This is a genomic window from Sphingobacterium detergens, assembly GCF_003610355.1.
Taxonomy (GTDB): Bacteria; Bacteroidota; Bacteroidia; order Sphingobacteriales; family Sphingobacteriaceae; genus Sphingobacterium; species Sphingobacterium detergens.
On sequence record NZ_RAPY01000001.1, the window covers coordinates 2,007,055 to 2,031,110 of the forward strand.

Below are 24,056 nucleotides of genomic sequence, written 5' to 3' on the forward strand. Positions count from 1 at the left end.
CATCCTACTTTCCTAGGGTCCGATGCCATTGGTTAAAACGTATGGGTATTGCTCACTATGAGGGATACCCTTTTTTAATTTTACTTTACATAAAGTGTATCATTTAGGGTATAGTAATTTAGTTTTATGCCGGTTCGCTTGATCATATCCAAGAATTCCTCGCTCGTTGTTTCTTCAAATATGCCGGTGACATGTTGTTCCGCCAATCGCTCTGTTTTGATAACAACAGGTTTTCCAAACCAACGTTCCATCTTTCGGGCAACGGCATTAAAATCATCACCTTTAAGCACCAGACGGTTCTTCATCCAGAGTGTTTCCGTAGCTTCAGTCTCGACTATATCAAGTTTTTCAAAAGCTACCTGCTGCTGTATAACAGCATGCTTGCTTTTATTATGGCTTGGCTCCAGCACCGAATTAACCACAGAGATTTTGTTTCCCGGCAGGAGTTCATAGGTTTTTGTTTGCTTATTCTCCACGACTTTCAGTTGTACCTTACCTTCAATTAGCGAAGTCGTTGTTATATTTTCATCTGGAATCGCGCGGAGATTAAATTTAGTACCCAGTACCAGCACCTCTGCATGCGCTGTTTTAATCGTCAAAGGCAAATTTGGATTCTTGGCAATCGAGAAGTAGCCCTCCCCTATTAATTGCAATACCCGGTCAGTTTTTCCAAATCCACTTTTCAGTCGCAGGGTGCTTTCATTATTAAGCCAGACCTCAGATCCATCACTTAACTTGATCGATTTACGTTCTCCCTTTCCTGTAACAATTGTTTGCCATTCTGAATCAATATTTTCCTCTTTGTCTCTTTTTATAGACCAAAAAGTCAACAATCCAAATACCATCAAAATACTGGCTGCAATGGATATTATTTTTATTTTTTTGTGATTTAAAAAGGGGTGGACATTAGAATCCCTATCGGCAACCAATTCTATAGGTTTTGACTTTTCATAGATAATCTCGGCCTCGATATTTTGCCGTTCCTCCTGCTCACTTTCCAAGAAGGCAATGAATTGTCTTTTATTTTCATCTGCTCGCAGTAAATTATCCAAAACGATCCTTTCCTCTGCTGTGAGCGTTCCTTCAAGCAATCGATTGGCTAAAAATAAAAAGTATTCTTCTTCAGATGAAAACATGCGCATTCGGTGTATTTGTGATAGAGACACCGAAGCAATACAAAATCCCCAATAAAAAAATTATTTTTTTTCTTTCATGCAGGCCCATAGTTTTCCAAGGGCTATTTGAATATGTCTATCTACAGTTTTTTTAGATATTCCCATCGTTTCCGCAGTCTCCAAATAGGTCTTCTTTTCTTCCTTCACCAATTTAAACGCTTCTTTTGTTTTTGGCGGCAAACATTCTACAGCCTGTTGGATGCGTTGGATGCTTTCATTAGATATCAATATATCTTCAGGTGTATTGCGATCGATTAATGTATCTTGATATTCAATGCCATCTGTTAGCACGAGCTGACGAACCCGGAGCAGGTTCAGGCATTTATTTTTGATCGCCCGGAGGAGGTAGCTTTCGAGACTCACGATATTCATAAGATCCGGTCCCAAGTACCAGATTTTCCAAAGTACTTCAGAAACTACATCTTCAGCCAATTGTTTATCTTTTATAAAAGAAAATGCATTACTTTTTAGCACCCCATAATTAGCCAAAAAATAGGCCTTAAAAGAGTTTTCATCTCGATGAATAGCAATATTCCTCTTATTTTCTTCGGATAAAGGTTTCAAATACATTGGTTGTGTCACAATTCGATTGGCAATTTAAACAAATTCAGTTTAAGATTGCAAAAAAAAAAGTTACATAACGTGGTTTTCTCAGCTTTAATCGCAATTAGACAGCTGTTTTTCTCCGACAGGAAATACTAATAAAAAATCTTAGATAAAAAAAATCGCTCTATTATCAGATTCTAAAGGGTCATCTAACAAGAGAGCGAGTACAATTTATAATTAAAAAGATTTTGTCTCTAATCAAGGAAAATGGTTACTGTCATAGGATCATTCTCTATTTTCACCTGTTTTTCCACTGTTCCTTGTTTACAATTATACTTAAGTGTATATATTTTGTTTTTTTCTACTGCAAACTGCAACCGGTCGTTTGCATCTTGTCTTGCATCTTTGGTAGAACCTCCGCCTACTTGATCCTTTCCTTGAAAGATATCGACATTACACTTTTTCCGATCTTCGGGTGTGGTCTTGTCCTTACCCTCGTAAGCAATAACATAAATTGCCGTATGCTTATTGTCTATGTTAATTTGTTGCTGCTGCTCGTTATATAAAGCTTTATAAGTAGGCGTTACATTCACCCCATTCACATATTTCAAGTTTGTATCCCAAGCTAAAGGAAAGTATGTTTCTGCCGCTTTGAAAGAAGAAGCATAAATGGCATGCTCCCGGTTACTTGCATCTGCTTTGCCCGCATCCGCTAAGAACCAAGAACGATTCAACTCTTTATCGGGGTAATATTCTGTAAAATACCATTTCCCATCTATCCAAACTTCACACCAGTTGTGATTTCCACGATTGTCAAACCAGTTTAAGGTTCCCGCTACCCTGGATGGGATACCCACTGCACGAAATGCATCAGTCAACAAGATTGACAGCCCACTACAGGAAGCCATCCCTTGATCAATGGATTCCGAGGGAGATTGATCAGGCCGTTTTCTTTTTGTGTTATAATCAACCATAACTTCGTCCCGAATATTTTTATTGACAGCGGCGATGGCCTCACGAAGTGTCTTACAAGACTCCACATACTTTGAAAACCTATTAAAGAGTTCTTCACGCCATTCGTCCCGATTTTCATTGAGCACGGCATAAGGCAATACCTCATTTAAAAAAATGGAATCTGGTAGTTGTTTCGTCCAAGGGAACTTCTCTTTTGCCCGATAGGCCAATTCAATATTGCGCAATAAGAAATCGCTGCTTAAGGATTCCAAATCCCGTTGTGGCATATAGGAAATTAAGAAGACTGCACCTTCCTTCATATTTTTGGGCACGTCTTTGAGCACTTTTTCCAATGAAGCCCTATTTTTCCCTGCTTTAGAAAGGGCTATTTCAAGAGGTCTGTTATCCTGTTTAGCATTGGCACGCGTATCTGCTGGTTGCGCTAGACATAAGTTAAAAAGTGATACCGATAGGGCAAAAAATAAAGAGCGTAGTTTCATAGTAGTTCAAAAAAATAAAGTTACTAATTTTTGCTGAGCTATTGCAAGCCATCGCCGCAATAAAAATGGCATGAAATTCGATAGATATAGCAATAATTAACTATATAAATAAAAATGAAAAGAATCAAAATTACTTTTTTAGCCTTGGTAGCCAGTACGCTGTTGATTACATCATGCGGCAATAGTACGGTATACCCACAGAACGAAGATGGTGGTAAAGCTGTCAAACAAATCATTGAAAAAAACTTCGATCCGGAAAAACAGGTAGAAGAATTACAAATCAGGTCAAAAGAAGAGCTTTATGGAGAACTTGGAGAAGTAAAGGTTGTTTATTGGGATGGAGATAAACAAATGGAAGATATTTATAGTCCTGCCGATGGCATGCAGAAATCCAAAGAATCCTTTGCTTCAGAGAAAAAAATGCCTTTTCTAAAGAAAACCAAAACAGTAGCTGTCAAAAGCTTTGATGTAACCCCTATACCTTATAAGGTAGGCGAAGCCACAACACTTATTCCGCAAGAATATGAGAATTATTCGTTACATGAATATACCTTCTCTGTTGATGATAATGGAAAAGTAAAACAACTATTCGCAGTAAATGCGACCAAAAAGGGTGAAGGTAAATCACAACAAGGTCGTATGGTAAGCCAAAATTATTACACATTTAAATTTACCGTGGACGAAAATGGTAAGGTAGCTCTAATTCCCTAAACTTAAGCGTAATATTATCAGTTTATCCACTTTTATATATCTCGCTAGCTTGGCATTAACTTTATCTCGTTAATGCCAAACTAGCAAGATAAAGAGGTATTCTCTGTCAAATTAAAAAACCTTAATTACCTTTTTCCTCACGGGCAAGAAAATCATAGGAATACCAAAACTTCAAAGGTGTAAAATTGTCTAAACTTCTGAGCGAATAGCTGATGGGGAAATCAAATGAATTACTTTGTTTTTCAAACTCTTTTTTAAATTCTGTTATCAGCTTAGTTATTTCTTGCAAACCGCTTTCGCGCCTGATAAAGCTTTCTCTCTTACCACCACGTAGATAGATTAGCAGATCCGAAGCGTTCAAGATCGTTTCCTCCTTTTCTGTCAATGGCTGACCTTCCAATAATTTATCAAGTACATTTTTGAAATCAATCCGAGGATAATCGCTTTCTCCCATCATAATCAAATGTGTACCGTAATTTACAATATTTGTATAATAGGGATTAAAACCAGCTTGTTTTAGCTGAGCAACATCTTTACGGCCAAAAGCTGAAGAAAACTCATTGAATTGTGCCATCAATGAAAATGCAATATTTTCACTACGCATCAAACAGCTATATGCTCTTTTGATTGTTGTTGAATCATGGTGTTCGACAAGCTTTAAAACACTATCTACGTCAGGGCTATTATTGAGATGGTAGCGAATTGATTCATAATCAAAGAAATCTGTTATAGAAAAACCTGACATTGTCACCTCAGTGCTTTTATTTTTACGGGCATAGGAACGAATTCCGTCGAAGGTTGGAATGATCTTCGCATTTGAAATAGCGGAAGTGGTAGGCACAATTGTAATTTTAAAAGGCTTATAATGACTACGAAGGGAAGCTAGCTTCACCGTGGGTATAGTATCTTTCAATCCCCATACTGTTCCCAGGTAAAAATTTTTGTCTATGGTTTGATCTACATAAATCTGATTTACTGAAAAACCAACAGAGCGACCTATAAATTGAAACTTTTTGGCTAATGCAGCACCGTCGATCTCCATGGAGTCTGGATCACCTTCTTCCTTGTCACAACTGGACAATAGGAATAAACCGAGCAATAGTGCAAAAAGATATTTCATAATTCAAAAATTACTCGTTCCCCAAAAGTCAAAATATCTCCATGTTAACAGCGGAAAGGCTAAAGGCTTTTGGTTCTTTATCAAAGATATATAAAAATACCTATCCAACCTATATAAAAATCAGAATAACAAAGAAATAAGATAAAGTGATTTTTATTGTAGGATAGCAGTAGTGTCATGAACAGCCAGTTCAGCGGTGGAAAGGATTATGATTATACAAATTTGTAAAAAGTAAAAGCCGCTGGAATGGGGAATTCCTAACGGCTTTCTTCTAACCTAATGAAAAACATCGATACCGTGATCGGTACTGTGTTGATCTCCTAATTCCAAATATATCAAGTCTATTTATCCTAGGTATCATTCATTTACAATCCGCGCTTATGATTTACGATTCGTAGTTGTTAAAAAAAATATGGCAGATCATTGAATGTCAATACATTAAATACCAAAAATAAGCAAATATCCCAGTATTCTTACCTACAATAGTATTGCATAAAAGGTATGTTATTTTTTTATTTTAAATCAGTCTAAATAACTAAATTAATTGTATGTTTGCGCCGACAAATAATTTAGACTAATTCAATATTAATAATGAAAAGATCTTTTCTGGGGCTTATCTTAAGTCTGGGATTGGTAGGAGCGATACATTTGGATGTTTCGGCTCAAAGTAAAGGGGTACATGGACGCGTCAAAACCAAAGATGGCGCAGCAATCGAGTCAGCTACAGTAACCATTACAACACTTGGTAGATCAACTTCAACCTCCCGTGATGGCAGTTTTCATTTCTCCGATCTTCCCGATGGGACCTATACCATTCGAATCAAGAGCATAGGCAACGCTGTTGAAGAACAAACAATAACTGTTAAAGATGGTAAAGCGCAAACAGTTATTGTAGCGATGAATATTTCTGAGTCGCAATTGGAGCAGGTTGAAGTATTTGGGTATAATTCCCATAATAATAAAACAGTCAATGTTGGGAAAGCAGGTATTATTGATAAAGACCTGCCGCAAAGTGTGCAGATTATTAATAAACAGATCATTACCGATCAACAAGTCAACAGATTGAGCGATGCGCTCAAAAATGCGAATGGTGTAGCCATGGGTGCAAATCGTGGTGGTGTAAATGAAAACTTCTATGCGAGAGGTTACAGCTTGGGAGCAAACAATATCTTTAAAAATGGCGCACGCACAAATAATGGTGGTTCGATAGAAGCCAGTACATTAGAATCCGTTGAAATCCTTAAAGGAAGTGCTGCATTACTATATGGTGGTGTATCCGGCGGTGCGGTCGTTAATCTGGTTACCAAAAAGCCTAAGTTCTCCTATGGCGGAGAAGCTTCAATGCGTGTAGGTAGTTATGACTTTTATAAACCTACAGTCGATGTTTACGGCCCAATTTCAAATAAAGTTGCTTTTCGCATGATAGGCACTTATGAAAAAGCTGGCAGCTTCAGAGATCAGGTCAAGTCAAAACGAACCTATGTTAACCCGTCTGTATTGTATAAGATTTCCGATCAAACGGATCTAAACTTTACATTTGATTACTTGAAAAGTGATTTCACACCAGACTTCGGAATAGGGACTGTCGACGGCAAATTAAATCAATCTGTTGGAAGAAATACATTCTTAAATGTACCTTGGGCTTATAACAATACAAATACTTCAAACGGTCAGATCAATTTCAACCATAAATTTAACGAATCCTGGAATTTAAATGCGATCGCAAGTTATCAAACCTACGATCGTGACTATTACGGGTCTGATCGGATCCAGGCTGACAAAAATGGTATTGCTCCCAGAAATTTGACAAGATCCAAATCAAACGAATTTACAGCCAACCAGCAGTTAAATTTAACAGGTACTGTAAAAACAGGTTCTATTAAACATAAAATTCTAGTCGGTGCCGATGCAGATCAATCACATGCAAATGCATACGCATTTTTTATAGAAGGGATTAATTATTATGATGACAAAAAAGTATTAAAAGCAAATCCTTATGATGCGATTTATGTTTTCAATCCGAGTCAAACAGCAGAGCATACGACTACAGGCAACGGATTGAGAACTGATATCCCAGGAGCTGATCTGTTGACAAAAACCACAACAGATATCTATCGATACGGTGTATTTCTACAGGATCTAATTGAACTGAATGAGAAGTTTAAAGTTTTGGCCGGAATACGCTATTCGTATCAGCGTACGCCTAATTCTGAGCGATTTACTTACAAGGAAAATAAAACAGAAGAAATTGTTACAAAAGATGGGCAAGGGAATCCAATGGGAGCCAAAGTTGATAAAGCATGGTCACCTAAATTTGGCTTGATTTATCAGCCAATACCTTCATCGAGTATATATATCACTTATGCGAATAATTTCACCTCTAACTCCGGCTACGATATCAATTACCAGCCTCTAGCACCATCAATAATTGATCAATATGAAGCCGGTGTCAAGAATGATTTTTTCAATGGTCGTTTATCTGCGAATCTTGCCTGGTATAGAATCAATAACAACAAATTCGCTCAACAGCTACTACTGAAACCAGATGGCACCGAAAACGGCGATGCCAACATGAAGGAGTTCTCCGGAAAGACAGCTTCTGAGGGTCTAGAAGCTGAAGTAACGGGAACATTATTACCAGGTCTGAATGTGACAGCTGGATACTCCTATAACTATATGCGTTATACCCATACGAATCCTATTTCGAGCTATACAACAACAGTTGGAAATGACACAAAAACTGTAGAAATTTCTGGAAGTGAAGAAAACGTACGCTTAGTGGGCACCACTGCTCATACCGCAAATGGAACCGTATTTTACACTTTTCAACAAGGAACTGTCAAAGGATTAAAACTGGGCTTCTCTTCTTTTTATACGGGCAGACGTAACGCAGGATGGAACAATACGAAAGTGGATGTGAGAAATGGCTTGAACCGTTTAATTTCAGTCAGTCCATTTACAACAATTGACTTTTCTGCCGGATACACCTATAAAAATTGGAGCATTCTTGGAAAATTGTCCAATATCAACAACGCATTTAATTATTACATCCACGAAAACTATAGTGTAAACCCTATCCCACCGCGTAGTTTTATGGCAACGCTTTCGTATAAATTCGAGAAAAGATAGCGATTATTTTTTCGATCTAAAAGAGGGCGCTTTTACATAAAAAAGCGCCCTCTTTTTTCTATTTTCAGAATTTCAAACTATAGGGCTTTATGCTTTGTTTTTATTTCTTTTGAAAAGATCAGTTGACAATAAAGCAGTAATGGATGCCGCAGCCAATGCAGAGATTCCAATATTTAGCGTACTGACCAAAAAGTGATCGGAAAGTGAATACTTAATACCATAATAAGTGATGACGTAAGTAGCCAGATAAGTGATAAATGCTTTAATAATTTCCATAAACGAATAATAGGATACAGCTAAAATAATTTTCCTATACAAATATAAAGCGCCATTCACGGCTGTTTTTCCTCCTCTTACAATTCGCCCCAGATGATTTATGATTCGTAGTTCTGACAGTGATTTTTGCACAGAATTTTAACTTTATGAGTAAATAATATAAAATATAATACCTATTTTCAAATCAAATTAAAAGTAAATCGATGAAGTCATTCAAACATCAATATCCTCTATTGTTGCTGATGCTATCATTTGGTATGACAGCATTTTCTCAAACCAAAGAAGAACTCAAAAAAAAGTACGAGAACAGCAGTATAGATCAAGAGCTCAAGAAAAAGATGGCTACGGAATTCGTCTTTCCTGACAGCTTAATATTGCCTCCTTTACACTATACCAATTCCTATTATGTATTGGATTCGGCAATCAATGATTTCCAATCTATTTCCATCGATATTATAGTGCAGGACGATATACCTGATCACTATTCATTTTATATTTCCCCTTTTAATATTGCGCTGAACGATATTCCTTTGTATTGTGGTATTCAATCCGCTGGTGGTGGTATCAGTGTGAAGACAGGCAAGGAGCAAGAAATCAAATTTAATGGTATCTTTTCACGCTGGTTTGAACGGACAAAAAAGGCATTAAAAACAACGGGATATTATGCTAGTTCAGACGCCGAGGGAGACTTTATCAGCGTCCGCAATACAGTAGGCTGGCATAAGGGGGCTTATCGGATAACGCTAAAAAAAGATGGTTATATCCCGGGCAAGGCAGTACCTGATTCAATCAATCACAAAGAGACCTATTTCAGCTGGGGAGATTATGAGCATTCCTGGATCACCATGTATGTCGAAGATTTAAGCAGCAAAAAGATCACCAATGTGGGGTCTTTGGCATTCCCAGGTAAAAAGATTAAAATGGAGAAACAAATCATCTCGTTCTTAGAACAATACAAATACTTTATAGATTTTGCGCAAAGACCGAGAAATCTGGAAGGGATGACTGTGATACATTATGACAAATTGCCTAAAGTAACCATTATACAGAAAAATTTACAGATCAATGGCAAAACGGTCCATCTTGAGAAGGTGCCCACATCCCACAACCGTACACATAATCCTGAACAAAGTAAGGTAGCCGGAGAAATGCCCATCTTATCAAAAGACAATTATAATCCTTCCACTGGCGAGTTAACATTAGAGACCGGCGTGTTTGTTGGCTGGCCGGAGAAACGAGAAACAGAATAAATGGAAAAATTGCTAAAATCCAAAACCAACAAAACCATTCTTTAAGAATGGTTTTGTTGGTTTACCTCAAACTTAGATTAGGTTATTTGACCATTATTTTTACGGAAGCCAAGTTTAACTTTTTACTTTTTGCTTTAATACGGATTTCACCCTTTTCTCCTTTTTTCGCCTTCACGATGACCAATGCCATACCGTTGTATGCTTTACGCGAATGACTTTGGAAAGAAGTAAAATCAATTGCATTTCCATTATCCGTAGATACTATTTCTCCTGCACCCTCGACCGAGAAATCAATCAGAGCGTCGGATTGGGGTACCAACGTTCCCTTTTTATCCGTTACCTTAACAGAAACAAACACCAATTCCGATTTTTCCCCATCAATCGTTACACGATCTGCCTCCATTTGAAGTTTTTCCGCTTTGCCCGCGGTTTTAATTTCGGATTTAGCCCATTCTTTACCATCCTTATAAGCAACCACTTTGACCGTTCCGGGTTCGTAACGAATACTATCCCATTGCAATCTAAAATCTTGACCTGCCACTTTCTTTTTCCTCCCTTGGCTTCTTCCATTCACGAAAAGTTCAGCTTCGGTTCCGGAAGTATACACGTGAACAGGTGTAATCTCTCCCTTTCTATTCTCCCAAGTCCAATGTGGCAGGATATGTGCTATCGGCAATTCTGGACGCCAATGTGATTGATAGAGAAAAAAGCGATCCTTTGGAAATCCTGCAAGATCAATAATACCGAAATAGCTGCTTCGCGAAGGTGGATTTTTCTTTTTCAATTCTTCCAGTGCAGCTTCTAGCTCAGCACGTTTTGTGGGATCCGTCCTAAAGTTCAACAAATTGGTTTCAGCCGAATTATATGGTGTTGGCTCGCCTAAATAATCAAAACCCGTCCACACGTATTCCCCCAGCAAGTTTGGATATTGCGTCAATATTCGAAACTGGGTATCTGGCGAACAGCCCCAGCCTGGAGCCGCCCTATCGTAGGAGGTTACCTGCCACCCATCGTAATCTGTTCCAAAAAAATATTCTCCCCGAGAAGATACACAAGAAGAAGTCTCACTTCCCAAAGTAGGCATATTTTTATAGCGTTCATCTTTATCCCAGCGCCCCTGCTGGCTAAAGAAATAATTAACTCCCATAATATCCAACGCTGTCGCAGCACCCGATTCCCGACCGCCATCGGGATCATTATAACCATTGGAAACTGGTCGTGTAGGATCAGCATGACGGATAATATCAGCCAAATGCCCAGTCATCTCAATATCTTGCTGTTCAAGCACTTCATTACCGATAGACCAGATGAAAACCGAAGGATGGTTGCGGTCACGATGAACCATCGCCAATAGATCACGCTCGTGCCATTCATCATATAATTTGTTGTAATCTTTAGCACGTTTACCTGTTCGCCATGCATCGAAAGCTTCATCCCAGATCAGGATCCCCATTTTATCCGCCAATTCCAATAATTCAGGCGCTGGTGGATTGTGCGAGGTGCGCAAGGAATTCATACCCATTGTCTTTAACATTTTAAGCTGGCGCTCCAATGCGCTTTTATTGAATGCAGCACCCAATGAACCCAAATCATGATGATTACATACGCCTTTTATGTCTACACGGCGACCGTTTAATTTGAAGCCCTCATGTGCTGTAAACTCGATTGTCCGTACCCCAAAAGGACTGTAATATGTATCGCTTACTTGACCGTCAACGATTATTTCAATCTTTTCCACATAACGATTTGGAGACAGAATATCCCAGCGTTTCGGTTGATTAATACGTGTTTCAAGATTCATTTTGCCACTCGCATTGGCATGAAGGTCTACAAATCCACTGGCAGTCGCCACTTGTTTTCCAGGTTTATCTTGCGCATCCAACTCGAAATAGGTGGCTTTTACCTCAGCATGTACTGGAAAAAAACGGAAGTTATCCAATGTTACTTCGTTCTTTACCGTGGCGTATTGATCGTTGATAACCGGTGTTGTAATCGAAGTCCCCCAATGTGCAACATGCACAGCAGAAGTACGCACCATCCATACATGACGATAGATTCCTGCTCCGCTATACCATCTTGATTCCCAATTTTCCGTATCCAAACGTACAGCCAAAACATTCTCACCCTCTTTTTTCAGATAGGGCGTCAAGTCCATACGAAAGGAACTATAACCATAAGGCCAAGTTCCCACATAACGACCATTTAACCAAATTTTGGCATTTGCCATAGCACCATCAAAATCCAGATAAACACGCTCTCCAGCTTGAAGGTTCTCGACTTTAAAATGTTTTCTATACCATCCTATTCCTTTATAGGGCAGCTTTCCAGATTCACTGGCCAATTCTATACGGAATGGTCCCTCAATAGCCCAATCATGCGGTAGATCCAGGCTACGCCAGGTATTATCACTAAACTCGGTCTTATACAAATCATTCGGTTCCGCCAATTGGTTACCATCAGCCTGCAAACCAAAGCGGGAAAACTTCCAGTCCCGATCAAAAAGCTCAACACGAGCGTTTCCCATGCGTATAATTTCCTGCTGTTGTCCAAATAAGGAGAAGGATAACAGTATTAGGATCATTCCGAAAATTGCTTTCATTTATTATTATTTATTCGTTGATTATTTAAAAATATGGACCTATACAAGCCTGCTTCTATTTTGCCTTAATAAGGTCGATACGCTGTTCCTTGCATTGTAATTTCACGCTTCCCTCCCACAGATTTCCCCGGTTGACCGCCACCGATATATATTTTCACAGATCCGGTTTGTTGTATCAATTCACCTTTTTCGTTGACCAGGGCCAGGTCTTCGGCTGTCAGTGTGAAGGTTATCTTTTGAGAACGTCCTTTTTTGATGAACACGCGCTGAAAGCCCTTTAAAGCACTGTTTGGAACCTTATAGTTCCCTTCTTTCGGATGAACAACATATAATTGTACAACCTCATCTCCATCACGCTCACCCGTATTTGTAACTTGTACCGTGACTTGAATATCTGTTCCCGTTTCCACCATCGCCGGAGCATTTAGCTGATCGTATTCAAAATTAGTATAGCTCAGGCCGTAACCGAACGGATAACGTACTTCACCTTTAAAGTAACGGTAAGTTCGGTTTGCCATCGAATAATCCTCAAAATCAGGTAAATCGGCATCGCTCTTATAGGTTGTTAATGGCATACGGCCCGCGGGATTATACCGACCAAAAAGCACATCGGTAATGGCATCCCCAGCAGCCTGTCCACCATACCATGCCTGCAATATCGCATCGACATGTTGCGACTCCCAGTCAAAACTCATGACTGACCCCGACATATTAACCAAAATAAGAGGTTTTCCTGCCTTCCTCAGTTCTTTCAAAAGCGTAGTTTGTACCTCAGGAGAAGCCATAGTAGAACGGTCGCCGTTCACAAAAGCACCATAGCCCGCAGCCCCTGCATCACCTGCTTCTCCTTCATAATCTGCAGTTATACCACCAACAAAGACAATAACGTCTGCTGCACTAGCTTTTTTAACAATTTCTTCAAAAGAAGGACCACCATCTATTTTTTTCATGATTTCAGTTCCTGCGAAATAGTCAATAGCGATTTGCTTACCATAACGTTTTTGTAAACTGCTCAATGGAGTGATGATTTCAGAAGGGGTACCAAAATAATTGGCTAACTGCGCATGTCCATTATTGGCATTGGGTCCGATCAAAGCAACTCTTTTTATTTTATTGGGGTCAAGGGGTAGGATACTGTGCTCATTTTTCAATAGCACTATAGACTCCTGTGCCATTTTATAAGCATGTGCTTTATGTGATTTACTTTCGATAACCTCACGGCCGATCTTCGCATAAGGCACGAGCGCTTGTGGATCAAACATGCCCAATTGAAACCAGATCTGTAAAAGTCGGGTCAAGGATACATCGATATCTTTTTCAGATAAAGCACCTTGCTTTACCCCCTGTTCCAGCAATTGATATAAATTGCCACATTCAAGATCTGTTCCCGCTAATACGGCAGCACTAACGGCTGCTGTATTATCCGGATGTGTATTATGCCCACTGGCAAAATCATTAATACCGCCGCAATCCGATGTCACATAACCTTTAAAGCCCCATTGCTGACGTAAAATGTTATTGAGCAATATATTATTTCCACAACAAGGCATTCCATCCAAACGATTATAGGCGCACATGATACCATGTACCTTAGCTTTTACGACCAATTGGCGAAACGCCGGGAGGTAGGTATCCCAAAGATCATAAGGTGTTACTTCGGCATTAAAAGAATGTCTGTTATGCTCAGGTCCGCTATGCACAGCATAATGCTTGGCTGCAGCAACTGCCTTTAGATAATGTGGATCATCCCCCTCCAGTCCCTGAACAATTGCTGTTCCGATCTGTCCCGTTAAATAAGGATCCTCACCATAAGTTTCCTGTCCCCTTCCCCACCGTGGATCGCGAAAGATATTGATATTGGGTGTCCAATAGGTCAAGCCACGATAACGTTTACCTGTTTTTCCGGCCTTTAAATCTTCATTGAAAAGCGCGCGTCCCTCAGTCGACGTATAATCGCCCATCTGTCTGACCGCAACCGTATTGAAGGTTGCTGCCATCCCTATTGCCTGTGGATATACAGTTACCTTTTCTGCTGTACGTGCGACACCGTGCAGTGCCTCATTCCACCAATCGTATGCTGGAATGTCCAATCGTGGAATTCCTTTAAACTCATGTTTCATCATCTGCACTTTCTCTGATAAAGTCAGTCGTGCAATCAGATCTTGTATACGTTCTTCGCGGCTCTTTTTCACATCTAGAAAAGCATAATTTTTGCTTTGTGCCATAGCCTGCTTTCCTCCACCTACAAGCAATAGAAAAAGTATAGTCAATTGCGAAAAACAACAGTTAAATTTCATCGTTTTATCTATTAGTCAATAATGATTTTTTCTTTTAAATTGTTCCAAAACGGATTATCTGCATGTCCACCATTGCAAAGCCGAATCGGCTAACCACCCCTGTTGATCAAATCAAATTGTTTCGTTCCAGGTACCAACTACGCGACAATGTATTCTAGCGAACAGCCACTAGATAAAAGTGGTCTCCTTTTTTTGTATCTATTTGTAGCCGGTTTCCTTTCATTAGCCATGTCTTTTTTCCATTTTTATGGCAGGAAACCTGTTTACCCGGCCAGGGGTTATCCAAGATTAGTGGCTGTCCCTGTTCACTTGAAATTTCGACATAATCGACCGCCCCATCTCTGAGGTTCGATGATACTAAAAAAGCACCGTTGACACGCAAATTGGCAAATAGAGCATTCTGCTGTTTTGGCCATACAGGAAACAATTTTAAAACCGCACCATGCGTTCCACATAACATCTGATTTATTGTAGTCGGTACCGTGCTGCAATTCTCTATTCCATGTGGATTATCCAACTGAAATCCATTAGGATAAGTATGTCTACTATATTGGTTGAGATGTTGCAAAATACGATCGGCAGAATATCCCACCCGTACCGCCGCAGGAAAAAAACTATTGGTTCCATTGTTATCAGACCATCGTCCCATTTCTTCAATGGTATTCCGTGCGATATCGATTAGGTTCTGTTCGCTTTCCAGATCAATTTGCATGGCAGGAAAAATATGTTGTATGCCCAATGAATTATCGTTCCACCAAGCGGGTCCTTTTTCAGTATAGCGAAAAACCTGTTTCCCATTTCGTTCCTGAACAGGAAATACGGCTAAATTCTCTTTCACCTCCGCCCATTTTAGTGCTAACTGGTCGTCCATATTTAAATAGGCGCTTAAATCCATCGCAAGCTGTAATGTTTGCCTAGCAAGCCCAAGACTTAAGATCGGATTACTGTCTCCCACCGTTCCCTCATGGATGGCATCGTTGAAAATCACATAACGACCGTTGGCATCTTTCTTCACATAACTACTCCAAAACTGTGCTGCTCCCCGCACATAAGAGTATATTTTCCGCGCATAGCGACGATCATAAGTTGTATAAAATGCTGTAGCCATATTGGTCACACCATAGGATACATTACTCTTCTGTCCAAAGAACAAGCCTTGATACTCAACCTGTCCACCTTTGATGTATCCCCCAAATGTATTTTCCATAATTGCATTTTGACGGGTTGTCTCCATCCCTTTGGGACCTATCCCCACAGGATAGAGTAAACCGTCCGTAATCCCAGCAATTTCCTTAGAATAAAACTTACCACGTTCCATAAAATCAAGTAATGGTTGTTCATATGAACTAGCTGCGCCAAGATGATTGGATGAATAAAGTCCATAATAGGGAGCCATGTAATTGTAGTTCAAATGATAATCACCATTCCAATTTGGAATTTCCTTGGTGATCCATGTCCCGAAAATTGGGGGAGCAAATTGGGTATCCCGACTACAGGAGCCCATCAAATAGTGTGAGCGGTAATATTGTTTTTCAATTAGCTTGTCGGGGATTTCAACATAGGACTCAGCCCAGAAGTCCGCCCACCATTTTTTATGGGCATTTTCTAAAGCCCTCAGCTTCTTCGCTTTCAATCCATTCACTGTTTTTAGTACAGCTTGCGCACAATCTCTATTTTTGAAATTGGACGACAATGCACAAACATAGGTTAACGAGTCTCCCACCTTCAAGTTGAAAGTAGGTTGCTGCCGTCCGAGTATCTTGCCCGCTGCTGCAGCTTTTGTCGGAATATCAACCAGCGTATCGAAGCCCCTACTGATCAATGTCGTTCCGTTCGTTCCATGTTCCGTTTTCGTGACCGCTGGGAAAAGCATTTCCGTCGGTGGATTATTTTTAAACTGATCTTTATCGGGGAGAAGGAGATCTATTTGTCCATTAATTGGTAGTGTCCCCTTATTTTGAAGATGTAAAATCAGACAGTCATTTTGAGCTGAAACAAAAGATTTAATCACCAGTAAGGCATCTCCAGACTTGAACGTAGAAGTCGCAATCGCTGTATAGAGATCAACATTTACTTGATAACTTGCTTTTTTCAGCATGGGCATACTAAGCTCTACCTTCCCTAATACGGCAGGATAAGATTCATTAAATCCAGATTTCAACCGCCAGAAATCGTTTCGTGCCAGATAATAGCTTTGCTTTTCAGGAGGGCCAGCAATGGCAACTCCTGTACTTCCATTTCCCAATAACGGTGCGTCGACCGCTACTTGAGAGGGTATCCGTGCCGGTGGCTGGTCAAAATTGGTGGTATATTGCGACACGATGGCTTTACTTTTTTTCAATAATCCCTGTTTTGACAGAGCTTCTTGTGCTATACTCATGTTGCTAGAACAAAAACTCAGGATACAGGCAAAGAAAACAATCTTAAGATTTGACGATTTTATCATAACACTTGATTGGGAAATTATCGGTTAATGTAGTAACTTTTTGGATTCAGACCATATCAATTGGGGTTTATCCCTTTTACTGATAGATTCAAAAGGACCCGGAAATGGGTTAGACGACTTTCTTTTTTCACCAAAATAGTCGCGATCAATCTGAAGTGCTGATCCATCATGATTCTCGAAAGGCAATTGCGAAATTACCGTTGGCAACAATGATTTAGAAGTCACCAGGTTCCTTTTTTGTTTTGACCATTTTTCGGAGAATGGGAATGCCAGATAAACTTCACCATCTTTTTCCATTAGCTCGACGTCAGCTACCTCTTTCATATCAATTAATGCGTCCTTTTCCACTGCGGCGTGCATTACATAGGATTTCATTTGCTGTTGGGCATCAGCATGAATTTCGCCCATTCGTTCATTGACCTTATTGGTCGCAACCCCGATACTGCCCTTTAAATAAATATTTCCATCTAACAAAACAGGAAGGTAGGCTTTGTTATAATCGCTAATATCTGCTCCTTTTGCAAAAATATTATTGATGAACTGCACGTCGCCACCGGGATTATCTTTTAACGCGACAAGTCCTGTTGAATGCGGTTTAAGATAGGGTGTCAATCGGCTATCGTAGGCTATTACTTCGATTTTTCCAGCAAAAAGATTATGTACAAATGCTGCTCCTTGCGCATTCATTGATAGATTTTTTGTAGAGAGCATGACGTTATTGGCCAATATAGCAGGTCCATGCGTCACCTCCAAAAATACATCAAGATCATTGTGGTCAAATAAGTTGTTCGTGATCTGTGCTCCCTGAGCCATCCAATCTAACCAAATCCCCATATTTGTCCGGAAAATGTGATTATTTCTGATGCTCACATCTACTGCACCGTGAAATTTTATTCCGGCCATTTCCGCTCCCGTAAACAAGCGTTCGATATGGATATCATGGATGGTATTGTCTTCGACTGTACTAAATGAACAGCCCATGCTCCCAACAATACCAGCCTGCTCACAATAGGCAATCTTATTATTGCCTACATAATGACTACCGACACTATCTTTATTCCACCCAAAAGCTAGCGCTCTTTTTATTGTGCCGACATAGCCTTCGGCAGACTCCGTATCTCTATTATCGTAGTCATCGCCATATTTTCCCAATGCAATTCCAACACATTTAGAGTACTGTATAGTATTGTTTACGATGCGCCAGCCTTTGCTCCAATGCGTACCCAAAAGCCCCTCCTGCTCGGCTGTTGGCGGAGCCCAGTTGGTAGCAGCTTGTTCCAGTACAAAACCGTCCACGGTAATGAAATTGACAAAAGGTTGGTCAGGATAGAAAACCCGACGGCGTACATTAATCTCTACTTTTCGTTGATTAGGGTCGGCATGTGGAAATCGAGCCCATATTGATGTCTTCTCCCGATCTACCGAAGCCCACCATCCCCCCTTGGGAGAATGATCTTCCAACAGCTGTTCTTTGGAAGTGGCTTCCATCAGCCAATGTCCATTGAGATAGACTGCTCCACGATGATATTTACGTTCTTTGGGTGTCGGCCAAAACCAGTCCCCCCGAATCTCCTCCTGATAGGGATTGAAAGCACCAAAGAATGAATTAGGTAATTCTAATTGCCAGATATCGTCTTGTAAAAATTTCCAGCCTTTCACTTCTTCTGAGCCCTTGATGACGACCTTTTCGCCCTTCGCCGCACGGTAGATAATCCGTTTTGTCTCCGAAAGCCCACCTCTTGGCGGAACAATATGCTCTCGGTAGACTCCTTCATGGACCGTGATGATATCACCGGGCATAGCGAGCTTCGCCGCCGCCATAATGGTTCGGAGTGGCTTTTCCCGCGTACCAGCCTGTCCATCTTTACCCCCGATAGCAACATGATATTCCTTAGATTTCGAGTCCGTTTGAGCGACCAAAGAACCGATACTGAAGAGGAAACTACATACAATCAAAAACTTTACTTTCATTCGCATCATTTAAATTTTAGTAAAAGCCTGGATTCCGCTTAAACAGAACACAGGCTTTCTTTTTAATAACCTTTTGCACGAGTCAATTTTGATAGAAGTTTTTTACCTGAGCCATCTTTATTCAGGCGATAAAGATTCCAATGATCTTTATCCAATTCCTCCAGCCTAAAGCTTTGGCTTGGATCCACCAGATTCTTTTTCACCCATCTGGGAAAGGCATTTGCAGCACGTGCATTTTCCCAAGTACGGATTGTCTTGAAGATAGCATCCTTCTGCAGACAACTTTCCACCTGTTGCTGATTCAATTTCAGACTATAAGTCGAGCCAGTCCCCACAGACATCGCCTGGATATGTTCATACTCTTCGACAGTGGATTTTTCTGTAATTGGGAAATTTCCACCCATACCTGCCGGAAAGAAATTGGCATAGCAAACGTCACGTAAGTCTTTCCCCTGACTTGTCGCACTCCCCCATTCCCGCGTCTGCGCATCGTACAGGTTCTTTCCTCCACCAACATTCCATATACTCTGGTAATGCCAAGATCCCTCTGATAATGTAGCACCAGTAAAGCGAATATCCGCCAGGCCATGTTGTTTCGCCCTTTCAAACATTTTGCGAAAAAAACGTTTTGCGGAATAATAGCCATGACCATTGTTAAATAGAAATTCCTGACCGTCAAAATCATAATAGCCCAGACCGTTGATCGCACATACATCGGCATAATATTCGGCTATTTTATCCTGTAACTGTATATTCGGGATCAGGCCATCATAACCATAGTTAATTGTTACCTGCAATTTATACAAGGTATCGTTCGCTTGATGTGCTGTTGCTTTGGAATCCCAATAACCACGTTTTACATTCAATAATCTATACGGCTTGGTGTCGCTTACACCCAAATAATGGATAAGTTCTTTTCCGATTTTAATCATATTCAAACTTTTGACATGCCCTTCCCAACTTCCGATCTCCTCCAAATGCGTAGGGTCGTCTACATAGATTAAGGTATCGGTAGCACTGATACCTTTTGCTAGAAGTCTTTTTTGCTGATACCAGATACTGTCACTTGGAACGGGGCTCGCATCTTTTGTTCCTGGAGCCAGGGCATTTGTAATCGGTGTACGACCGATCACAATATTATGTTTAGCGGCTAATACAGCATATTCCTTATGAGAAAGCGCATTCCCCTTCGAGAATTTCAACGGTTTATGTTCAAAGTTTTTACCATCAATGTACCCCTCATTACCACGGTCTGGACGTAGAAATCCTTGGTCGTACAAGCTGATTGCCTTAAATCCCAAACGATCTGTATATTTGATCATATTATCGTAATAGCCGCCTTCAGTCAATATATCTGGCACATAGGCCGCTGGATCTTTCACCCATTTGCCATTTACTGTAGGGTACGGTAGACCTTCTTTACGCACAATATCTTGTACCACATCCATCAAAGCAGTACTATCCGGGCTACCCCAAAAAGCGACCGTGGACCCGATAAAGTCGACTCCGGGAATAGGCTGTACCTGCAAATGATTCGGCTTGTTGGAAGGCATATTAGGAATCAGCGAATAGTAGACTTCGCGTGGACTTCTACGATCACGGGATTGGTAAGAAATTGAAATTCGTCCATTCTTATCGACCTCGGCCGCATTTCCATACATAATTCGATAATAGGGTTCCTTATGTGCATAAAAGGCAACATCACTGATACCGTTCCCCCCTAAAGTAAACACTTGTCCTTCGTGTAAATTATTTGGCAAGGGAAAGCGTGAAGCATCCGGTGAATGGATAATATACTGAAACGGAGCCGCATCACCCTGAATATCTGCCGTTCCGCCCAAAGTATTATCATTTAAGGCCAGCATACCGATGGCATAATTTATGGATTCACTTGTATCCCTACTTACACCGATAATCTCCCCCAATAAATTGGTAATGTTTGTATGGTAAGAACCCCATTGAATCGCCTCAATTTCCTCCGAATTGGTCAACGAGAGTAATTTCATCTTGAAATATTTCGCCTGGGGTAATATGCTGATCCGTGCTGTAGAACCGTTCGGATAGCGTAAAGTCATAATCTTATCACTAGCAGAATAACTGGCTTGTTCCGGATAGTTGTATAGTCTTTTCTTGGCATTATAAATCACCATTAAGGGCGAAGGTTTGTCTGCTGGACTAAACTCACGGTTCGGTTTCTTTGTCATGTTCTGCATGCTCGTGATATAGCCCTTCTGGTCTATCACAATCTTAAAATAATCTGTTTTTAATGTTGTCTGACTATAGCCTGCAGCCGATAGTCCCATCAACCCGAGACATAGTAATTTAGTTTTCAAAAATTTCATTAGCTTTATTTTTAAACATCTTGTATCTGTACTGCCCCTCCTTATATCGTTATCTGAACCGTGTCCCCAGCTTTGATTTTTATTTTTTTACTCCAGTCCAAAAAAGCATTTTCTCCCAAAGGTTTCGTTGATTGGACGGCATCTTCTGCCAGCAGCGAGACATTCGCGTCATAGCTTGTTGGATTATACAATGTCATAGCTAAACCCTGACTTGTTTTCTTGATCGCTTTCACGATAATATGATCAAAGGCATAAGCAGTCCCTTTGTCCTTGCGAACGTAAAGTCCCGGTATCTCCAAGGCCATTAACGCGCCATTGGTTTCATTCCATCCTGTTTTTCCACCATCGCCACGCGATCCTCGACTATCTGCATCACAATACGTCAGGCGTTCGGTAATCTTTCCATTTGGTTGGATACCTTCAGCGTGAGCATGAATAACATCGCGGATCAGGTCAGCATACAAGCTTATTCCCGTTTCCCGAAAAAGTTTAAATAGCACATCACCGGACTGTGTACAGAAGCCTGGAGCACCATGCTTATTTTGCGTGCTGGCCCATACAGCTCCTGTTAGGTTAGCTCCCAATTTAGCGAGAGCTGTATTTTCGGGTAGCTGATAGGGAAAAGATACCGTCCATGAAGCGGTGTAATTTGCTAGATCTTTTGCCTGCTCCAGATACATCCGGTTTCCAGTCTGTTCAAAAAGTGTCATCAACGAAGTAGTCAAAGCGATTGCGGTTTCGGAGTCCGCATTTTGAAGTATATCGCCACAGGCCCCCGAAGTAAAACCAACCAGTGCAAAATCATCGTAATATTTTTTTGCAGCCTCTTTTGCTATCAGCAGATAATTGTCGTTTTTAAAATAAGAGGCCGCCAATGTGAGTCCCGCAACAGCCATCGCTCCCCCTGTTGTATTATAAGCTGCAACTTTACCAGATTCAACGGCCAAATAATTACCCCAAGTTCCTTCCTCACGCCAAGTTTTCACAAATGCATCCGCAAGTTGCCGGGTTGAGTTTTCCCACTCTTTGACAATCAAAGAAGATTTACCCTGTTTTTTCAATAACATAAACTGCTTCACCATCCAGTACAGGACATCGGCATTTTTACGCGTCAATCCGATACCTGGATTTAGTTTGGCGCCATCCCGATAAATAACTTGGCCATCTGCACCAAGCACATCATAGTAATAACCGCTGGCGCCACGCCCCTGAGGAAGTGCGAAATTGAATGTGCTGTTCACTCGTCCAAAATGTACACTATCGCCCAGTGCAAGCATAGGATAGGTATTGATCAATCCACCAACCCAGCCATAGGACATCCAATCTGCATTTTCAGGACAGTAAAATCCCACCTTATCTTTTGAATAATAACGTTCATCAATATTTTTTGCCATGCGGGACAGGACTTCACTCATCGGCATTAAATTACGGGGAGATGCTTCCCTGAGGTGTAGTTTCCGCTCCTTCATAAAACGATCGTAGAGGCTAGCGACATTCTCGGCTTGAAATTCTATCCTAGTGACCCGAATCTCAAGTTCATCACCTGGGGCTACAGTGATCCCACGATCGGGGCTATCGCTAAAACCGATAAACTCGGGTTTACGTGATCTTACTCCAGGAGCACTGACAACAAAACTAGCCATGCTCCGATCTGAGCTTTCTTCAACAATTAACGCATGGTCTTTCACCTCACTTTTCCATGTGATACCTTGATCTGTAAAAAGAAAAACTCCTCTTTTTTGCTTGCGGTCCAGGTAGGCCATCAGTGGCGTGGTAGTATTACTTATATTGACCTCCAATTGGGAGCGTGCGCCAAATTCAGGGGAAAGCTGGGGAATCGGATTGGATGTTAGTGCCAAATCCTTTCGATAATAATCCGTTTTGTCTAGCCCTGTCGCATATTCGCGGTTAACAATACGTTGTCTATTACCATTATAGACGACAGCAGGGATCATAACAAAATTATCGCTAGACCAATCATATGCATCAAAAGCTACGGCTACCCCCACATCTTTCATGGCCTTTTTCGCCTTAAAAATAAATCGGTAACTTACCGCATTGTCCCCTATCTTTTTCAAAATCTCCTGCTTGACATCCCAGTTGTCGGAATGTATGTCTATAACAGAACTTTGCTTTAATTTTGCACCCTCATAATGGCAGTCCAATAAACGGAATACCACTTTTTTATCCTGCTGTTTGGGTAACCAGTCCTGAGAAAAACTATTGAATGTAGTTACACAGAGCAACAGGCTTCCCACTATTTTTTTTAGTAGTATATTGTATTTGCTTCTCATCTATTAGATTTATTATTCTGATCAATAGTCGTTGGATAACATAAGTAGTTGGGTCGTAATAATAGCCCAACTTCCACACGGGTCAAAAGGTACTCTAAATTATACCGCGACTTTTTCATTTTTATATCATACAGTGTATGCAAAATTACTTCCGGATCTTTCCATAGATCTGCTCTATCACTTAATTCACAAAATTGCTAAACTCATGAAATTCACATCGAGATCATCATTCTATTTCAATTTTACTCCCTGTACACTGAATTTATACTTTCCAGGCCATAAACAAGCGTATTCTATTGAACATGGTTATTTGTATCATTTATATAGCTCAGGTTATCTGTAAATTTCGCGATTATATAAAAACCGAACCACCAATAAATTGCTCTTTTATTATGTTATTTTGCATAGGACATTTGATACATGGACATCTTAAATGCTATAAATTA

The 24,056-nt window shown here is 40.4% G+C and carries 14 protein-coding genes; 3 read left to right on the top strand and 11 right to left on the bottom strand.

The window, feature by feature from the left end:
- Window positions 1-80: 80 nt before the first annotated feature.
- From DFQ12_RS08810 to DFQ12_RS08820, 3 genes are all read right to left on the bottom strand, one after another.
- Entirely contained in the window at window positions 81-1,136 is a 1,056-nt protein-coding gene (locus DFQ12_RS08810) for a FecR family protein (protein ID WP_167457214.1), read from the bottom strand.
- 60 nt (window positions 1,137-1,196) lie between these two features.
- A complete protein-coding gene (locus DFQ12_RS08815) occupies window positions 1,197-1,745 on the bottom strand; it encodes a sigma-70 family RNA polymerase sigma factor (protein WP_120258564.1) in 549 nt (182 codons plus the stop codon).
- A gap of 230 nt (window positions 1,746-1,975) precedes the next feature.
- Window positions 1,976-3,175, bottom strand: a complete 1,200-nt coding sequence (locus DFQ12_RS08820) for a transglutaminase-like domain-containing protein (RefSeq protein WP_120258565.1) — start codon at window positions 3,173-3,175, stop codon at window positions 1,976-1,978.
- A gap of 114 nt (window positions 3,176-3,289) precedes the next feature.
- Here DFQ12_RS08820 and DFQ12_RS08825 point away from each other — a divergent pair, with 114 nt between their 5' ends.
- Window positions 3,290-3,886, top strand: coding sequence for a hypothetical protein (locus tag DFQ12_RS08825; protein ID WP_120258566.1), 597 nt, complete (start codon window positions 3,290-3,292; stop codon window positions 3,884-3,886).
- Between the two features lie 121 nt (window positions 3,887-4,007).
- Here DFQ12_RS08825 and DFQ12_RS08830 read toward each other — a convergent pair whose 3' ends face one another.
- Window positions 4,008-5,006, bottom strand: coding sequence for a hypothetical protein (locus DFQ12_RS08830; RefSeq protein WP_120258567.1), 999 nt, complete (start codon window positions 5,004-5,006; stop codon window positions 4,008-4,010).
- A 591-nt stretch (window positions 5,007-5,597) separates the two neighbouring features.
- Here DFQ12_RS08830 and DFQ12_RS08835 point away from each other — a divergent pair.
- Window positions 5,598-8,135 carry a TonB-dependent receptor gene (locus DFQ12_RS08835; RefSeq protein WP_244211703.1) on the top strand — a complete coding sequence of 846 codons (2,538 nt, stop codon included), beginning with the start codon at window positions 5,598-5,600 and terminating at the stop codon, window positions 8,133-8,135.
- A gap of 87 nt (window positions 8,136-8,222) precedes the next feature.
- Here the strand turns inward: DFQ12_RS08835 and DFQ12_RS27925 are convergent, their stop codons facing one another.
- A complete protein-coding gene (locus DFQ12_RS27925; RefSeq protein WP_147420363.1) occupies window positions 8,223-8,411 on the bottom strand; it encodes a hypothetical protein in 189 nt (62 codons plus the stop codon).
- 203 nt (window positions 8,412-8,614) lie between these two features.
- Here DFQ12_RS27925 and DFQ12_RS08845 point away from each other — a divergent pair, with 203 nt between their 5' ends.
- Window positions 8,615-9,661: a hypothetical protein gene (locus DFQ12_RS08845; protein WP_120258569.1), complete on the top strand. Its 1,047-nt coding sequence runs from the start codon at window positions 8,615-8,617 to the stop codon at window positions 9,659-9,661.
- A gap of 82 nt (window positions 9,662-9,743) precedes the next feature.
- On the opposite strand, the gene galB is transcribed toward DFQ12_RS08845, so the two are convergent.
- The 6 genes from galB to DFQ12_RS27930 form a co-directional block, all read right to left on the bottom strand.
- Window positions 9,744-12,260, bottom strand: a complete 2,517-nt coding sequence (gene galB / locus DFQ12_RS08850; RefSeq protein ID WP_120258570.1) for a beta-galactosidase GalB — start codon at window positions 12,258-12,260, stop codon at window positions 9,744-9,746.
- Window positions 12,261-12,325: 65 nt separating this feature from the next.
- Window positions 12,326-14,557 carry a glycoside hydrolase family 3 C-terminal domain-containing protein gene (locus tag DFQ12_RS08855; RefSeq protein WP_120258571.1) on the bottom strand — a complete coding sequence of 744 codons (2,232 nt, stop codon included), beginning with the start codon at window positions 14,555-14,557 and terminating at the stop codon, window positions 12,326-12,328.
- Window positions 14,558-14,711: 154 nt separating this feature from the next.
- A complete protein-coding gene (locus tag DFQ12_RS08860; protein WP_120258572.1) occupies window positions 14,712-16,937 on the bottom strand; it encodes a glycosyl hydrolase family 95 catalytic domain-containing protein in 2,226 nt (741 codons plus the stop codon).
- A 90-nt stretch (window positions 16,938-17,027) separates the two neighbouring features.
- Window positions 17,028-18,974, bottom strand: coding sequence for a right-handed parallel beta-helix repeat-containing protein (locus DFQ12_RS08865; RefSeq protein WP_167457215.1), 1,947 nt, complete (start codon window positions 18,972-18,974; stop codon window positions 17,028-17,030).
- Between the two features lie 62 nt (window positions 18,975-19,036).
- Window positions 19,037-21,316 carry a hypothetical protein gene (locus DFQ12_RS08870; RefSeq protein WP_208642476.1) on the bottom strand — a complete coding sequence of 760 codons (2,280 nt, stop codon included), beginning with the start codon at window positions 21,314-21,316 and terminating at the stop codon, window positions 19,037-19,039.
- A gap of 41 nt (window positions 21,317-21,357) precedes the next feature.
- Complete coding sequence (locus DFQ12_RS27930; protein WP_147420364.1) at window positions 21,358-23,610, bottom strand: hypothetical protein; 2,253 nt, start codon at window positions 23,608-23,610, stop codon at window positions 21,358-21,360.
- Window positions 23,611-24,056 lie beyond the last annotated feature (446 nt).

Excerpts from the sequence above, each read along its gene's own strand:
- DFQ12_RS08810 (WP_167457214.1), bottom strand. The coding sequence starts at position 1,136 with ATGTTTTCATCTGAAGAAGAATACTTTTTATTTTTAGCCAATCGATTG.
- DFQ12_RS08815 (WP_120258564.1), bottom strand. The coding sequence starts at position 1,745 with ATGTATTTGAAACCTTTATCCGAAGAAAATAAGAGGAATATTGCTATT.
- DFQ12_RS08820 (WP_120258565.1), bottom strand. The coding sequence starts at position 3,175 with ATGAAACTACGCTCTTTATTTTTTGCCCTATCGGTATCACTTTTTAAC.
- DFQ12_RS08825 (WP_120258566.1), top strand. The coding sequence starts at position 3,290 with ATGAAAAGAATCAAAATTACTTTTTTAGCCTTGGTAGCCAGTACGCTG.
- DFQ12_RS08830 (WP_120258567.1), bottom strand. The coding sequence starts at position 5,006 with ATGAAATATCTTTTTGCACTATTGCTCGGTTTATTCCTATTGTCCAGT.
- DFQ12_RS08835 (WP_244211703.1), top strand. The coding sequence starts at position 5,598 with ATGAAAAGATCTTTTCTGGGGCTTATCTTAAGTCTGGGATTGGTAGGA.
- DFQ12_RS27925 (WP_147420363.1), bottom strand. The coding sequence starts at position 8,411 with ATGGAAATTATTAAAGCATTTATCACTTATCTGGCTACTTACGTCATC.
- DFQ12_RS08845 (WP_120258569.1), top strand. The coding sequence starts at position 8,615 with ATGAAGTCATTCAAACATCAATATCCTCTATTGTTGCTGATGCTATCA.
- galB (WP_120258570.1), bottom strand. The coding sequence starts at position 12,260 with ATGAAAGCAATTTTCGGAATGATCCTAATACTGTTATCCTTCTCCTTA.
- DFQ12_RS08855 (WP_120258571.1), bottom strand. The coding sequence starts at position 14,557 with ATGAAATTTAACTGTTGTTTTTCGCAATTGACTATACTTTTTCTATTG.
- DFQ12_RS08860 (WP_120258572.1), bottom strand. The coding sequence starts at position 16,937 with ATGAGTATAGCACAAGAAGCTCTGTCAAAACAGGGATTATTGAAAAAA.
- DFQ12_RS08865 (WP_167457215.1), bottom strand. The coding sequence starts at position 18,974 with ATGAAAGTAAAGTTTTTGATTGTATGTAGTTTCCTCTTCAGTATCGGT.
- DFQ12_RS08870 (WP_208642476.1), bottom strand. The coding sequence starts at position 21,316 with ATGAAATTTTTGAAAACTAAATTACTATGTCTCGGGTTGATGGGACTA.
- DFQ12_RS27930 (WP_147420364.1), bottom strand. The coding sequence starts at position 23,610 with ATGAGAAGCAAATACAATATACTACTAAAAAAAATAGTGGGAAGCCTG.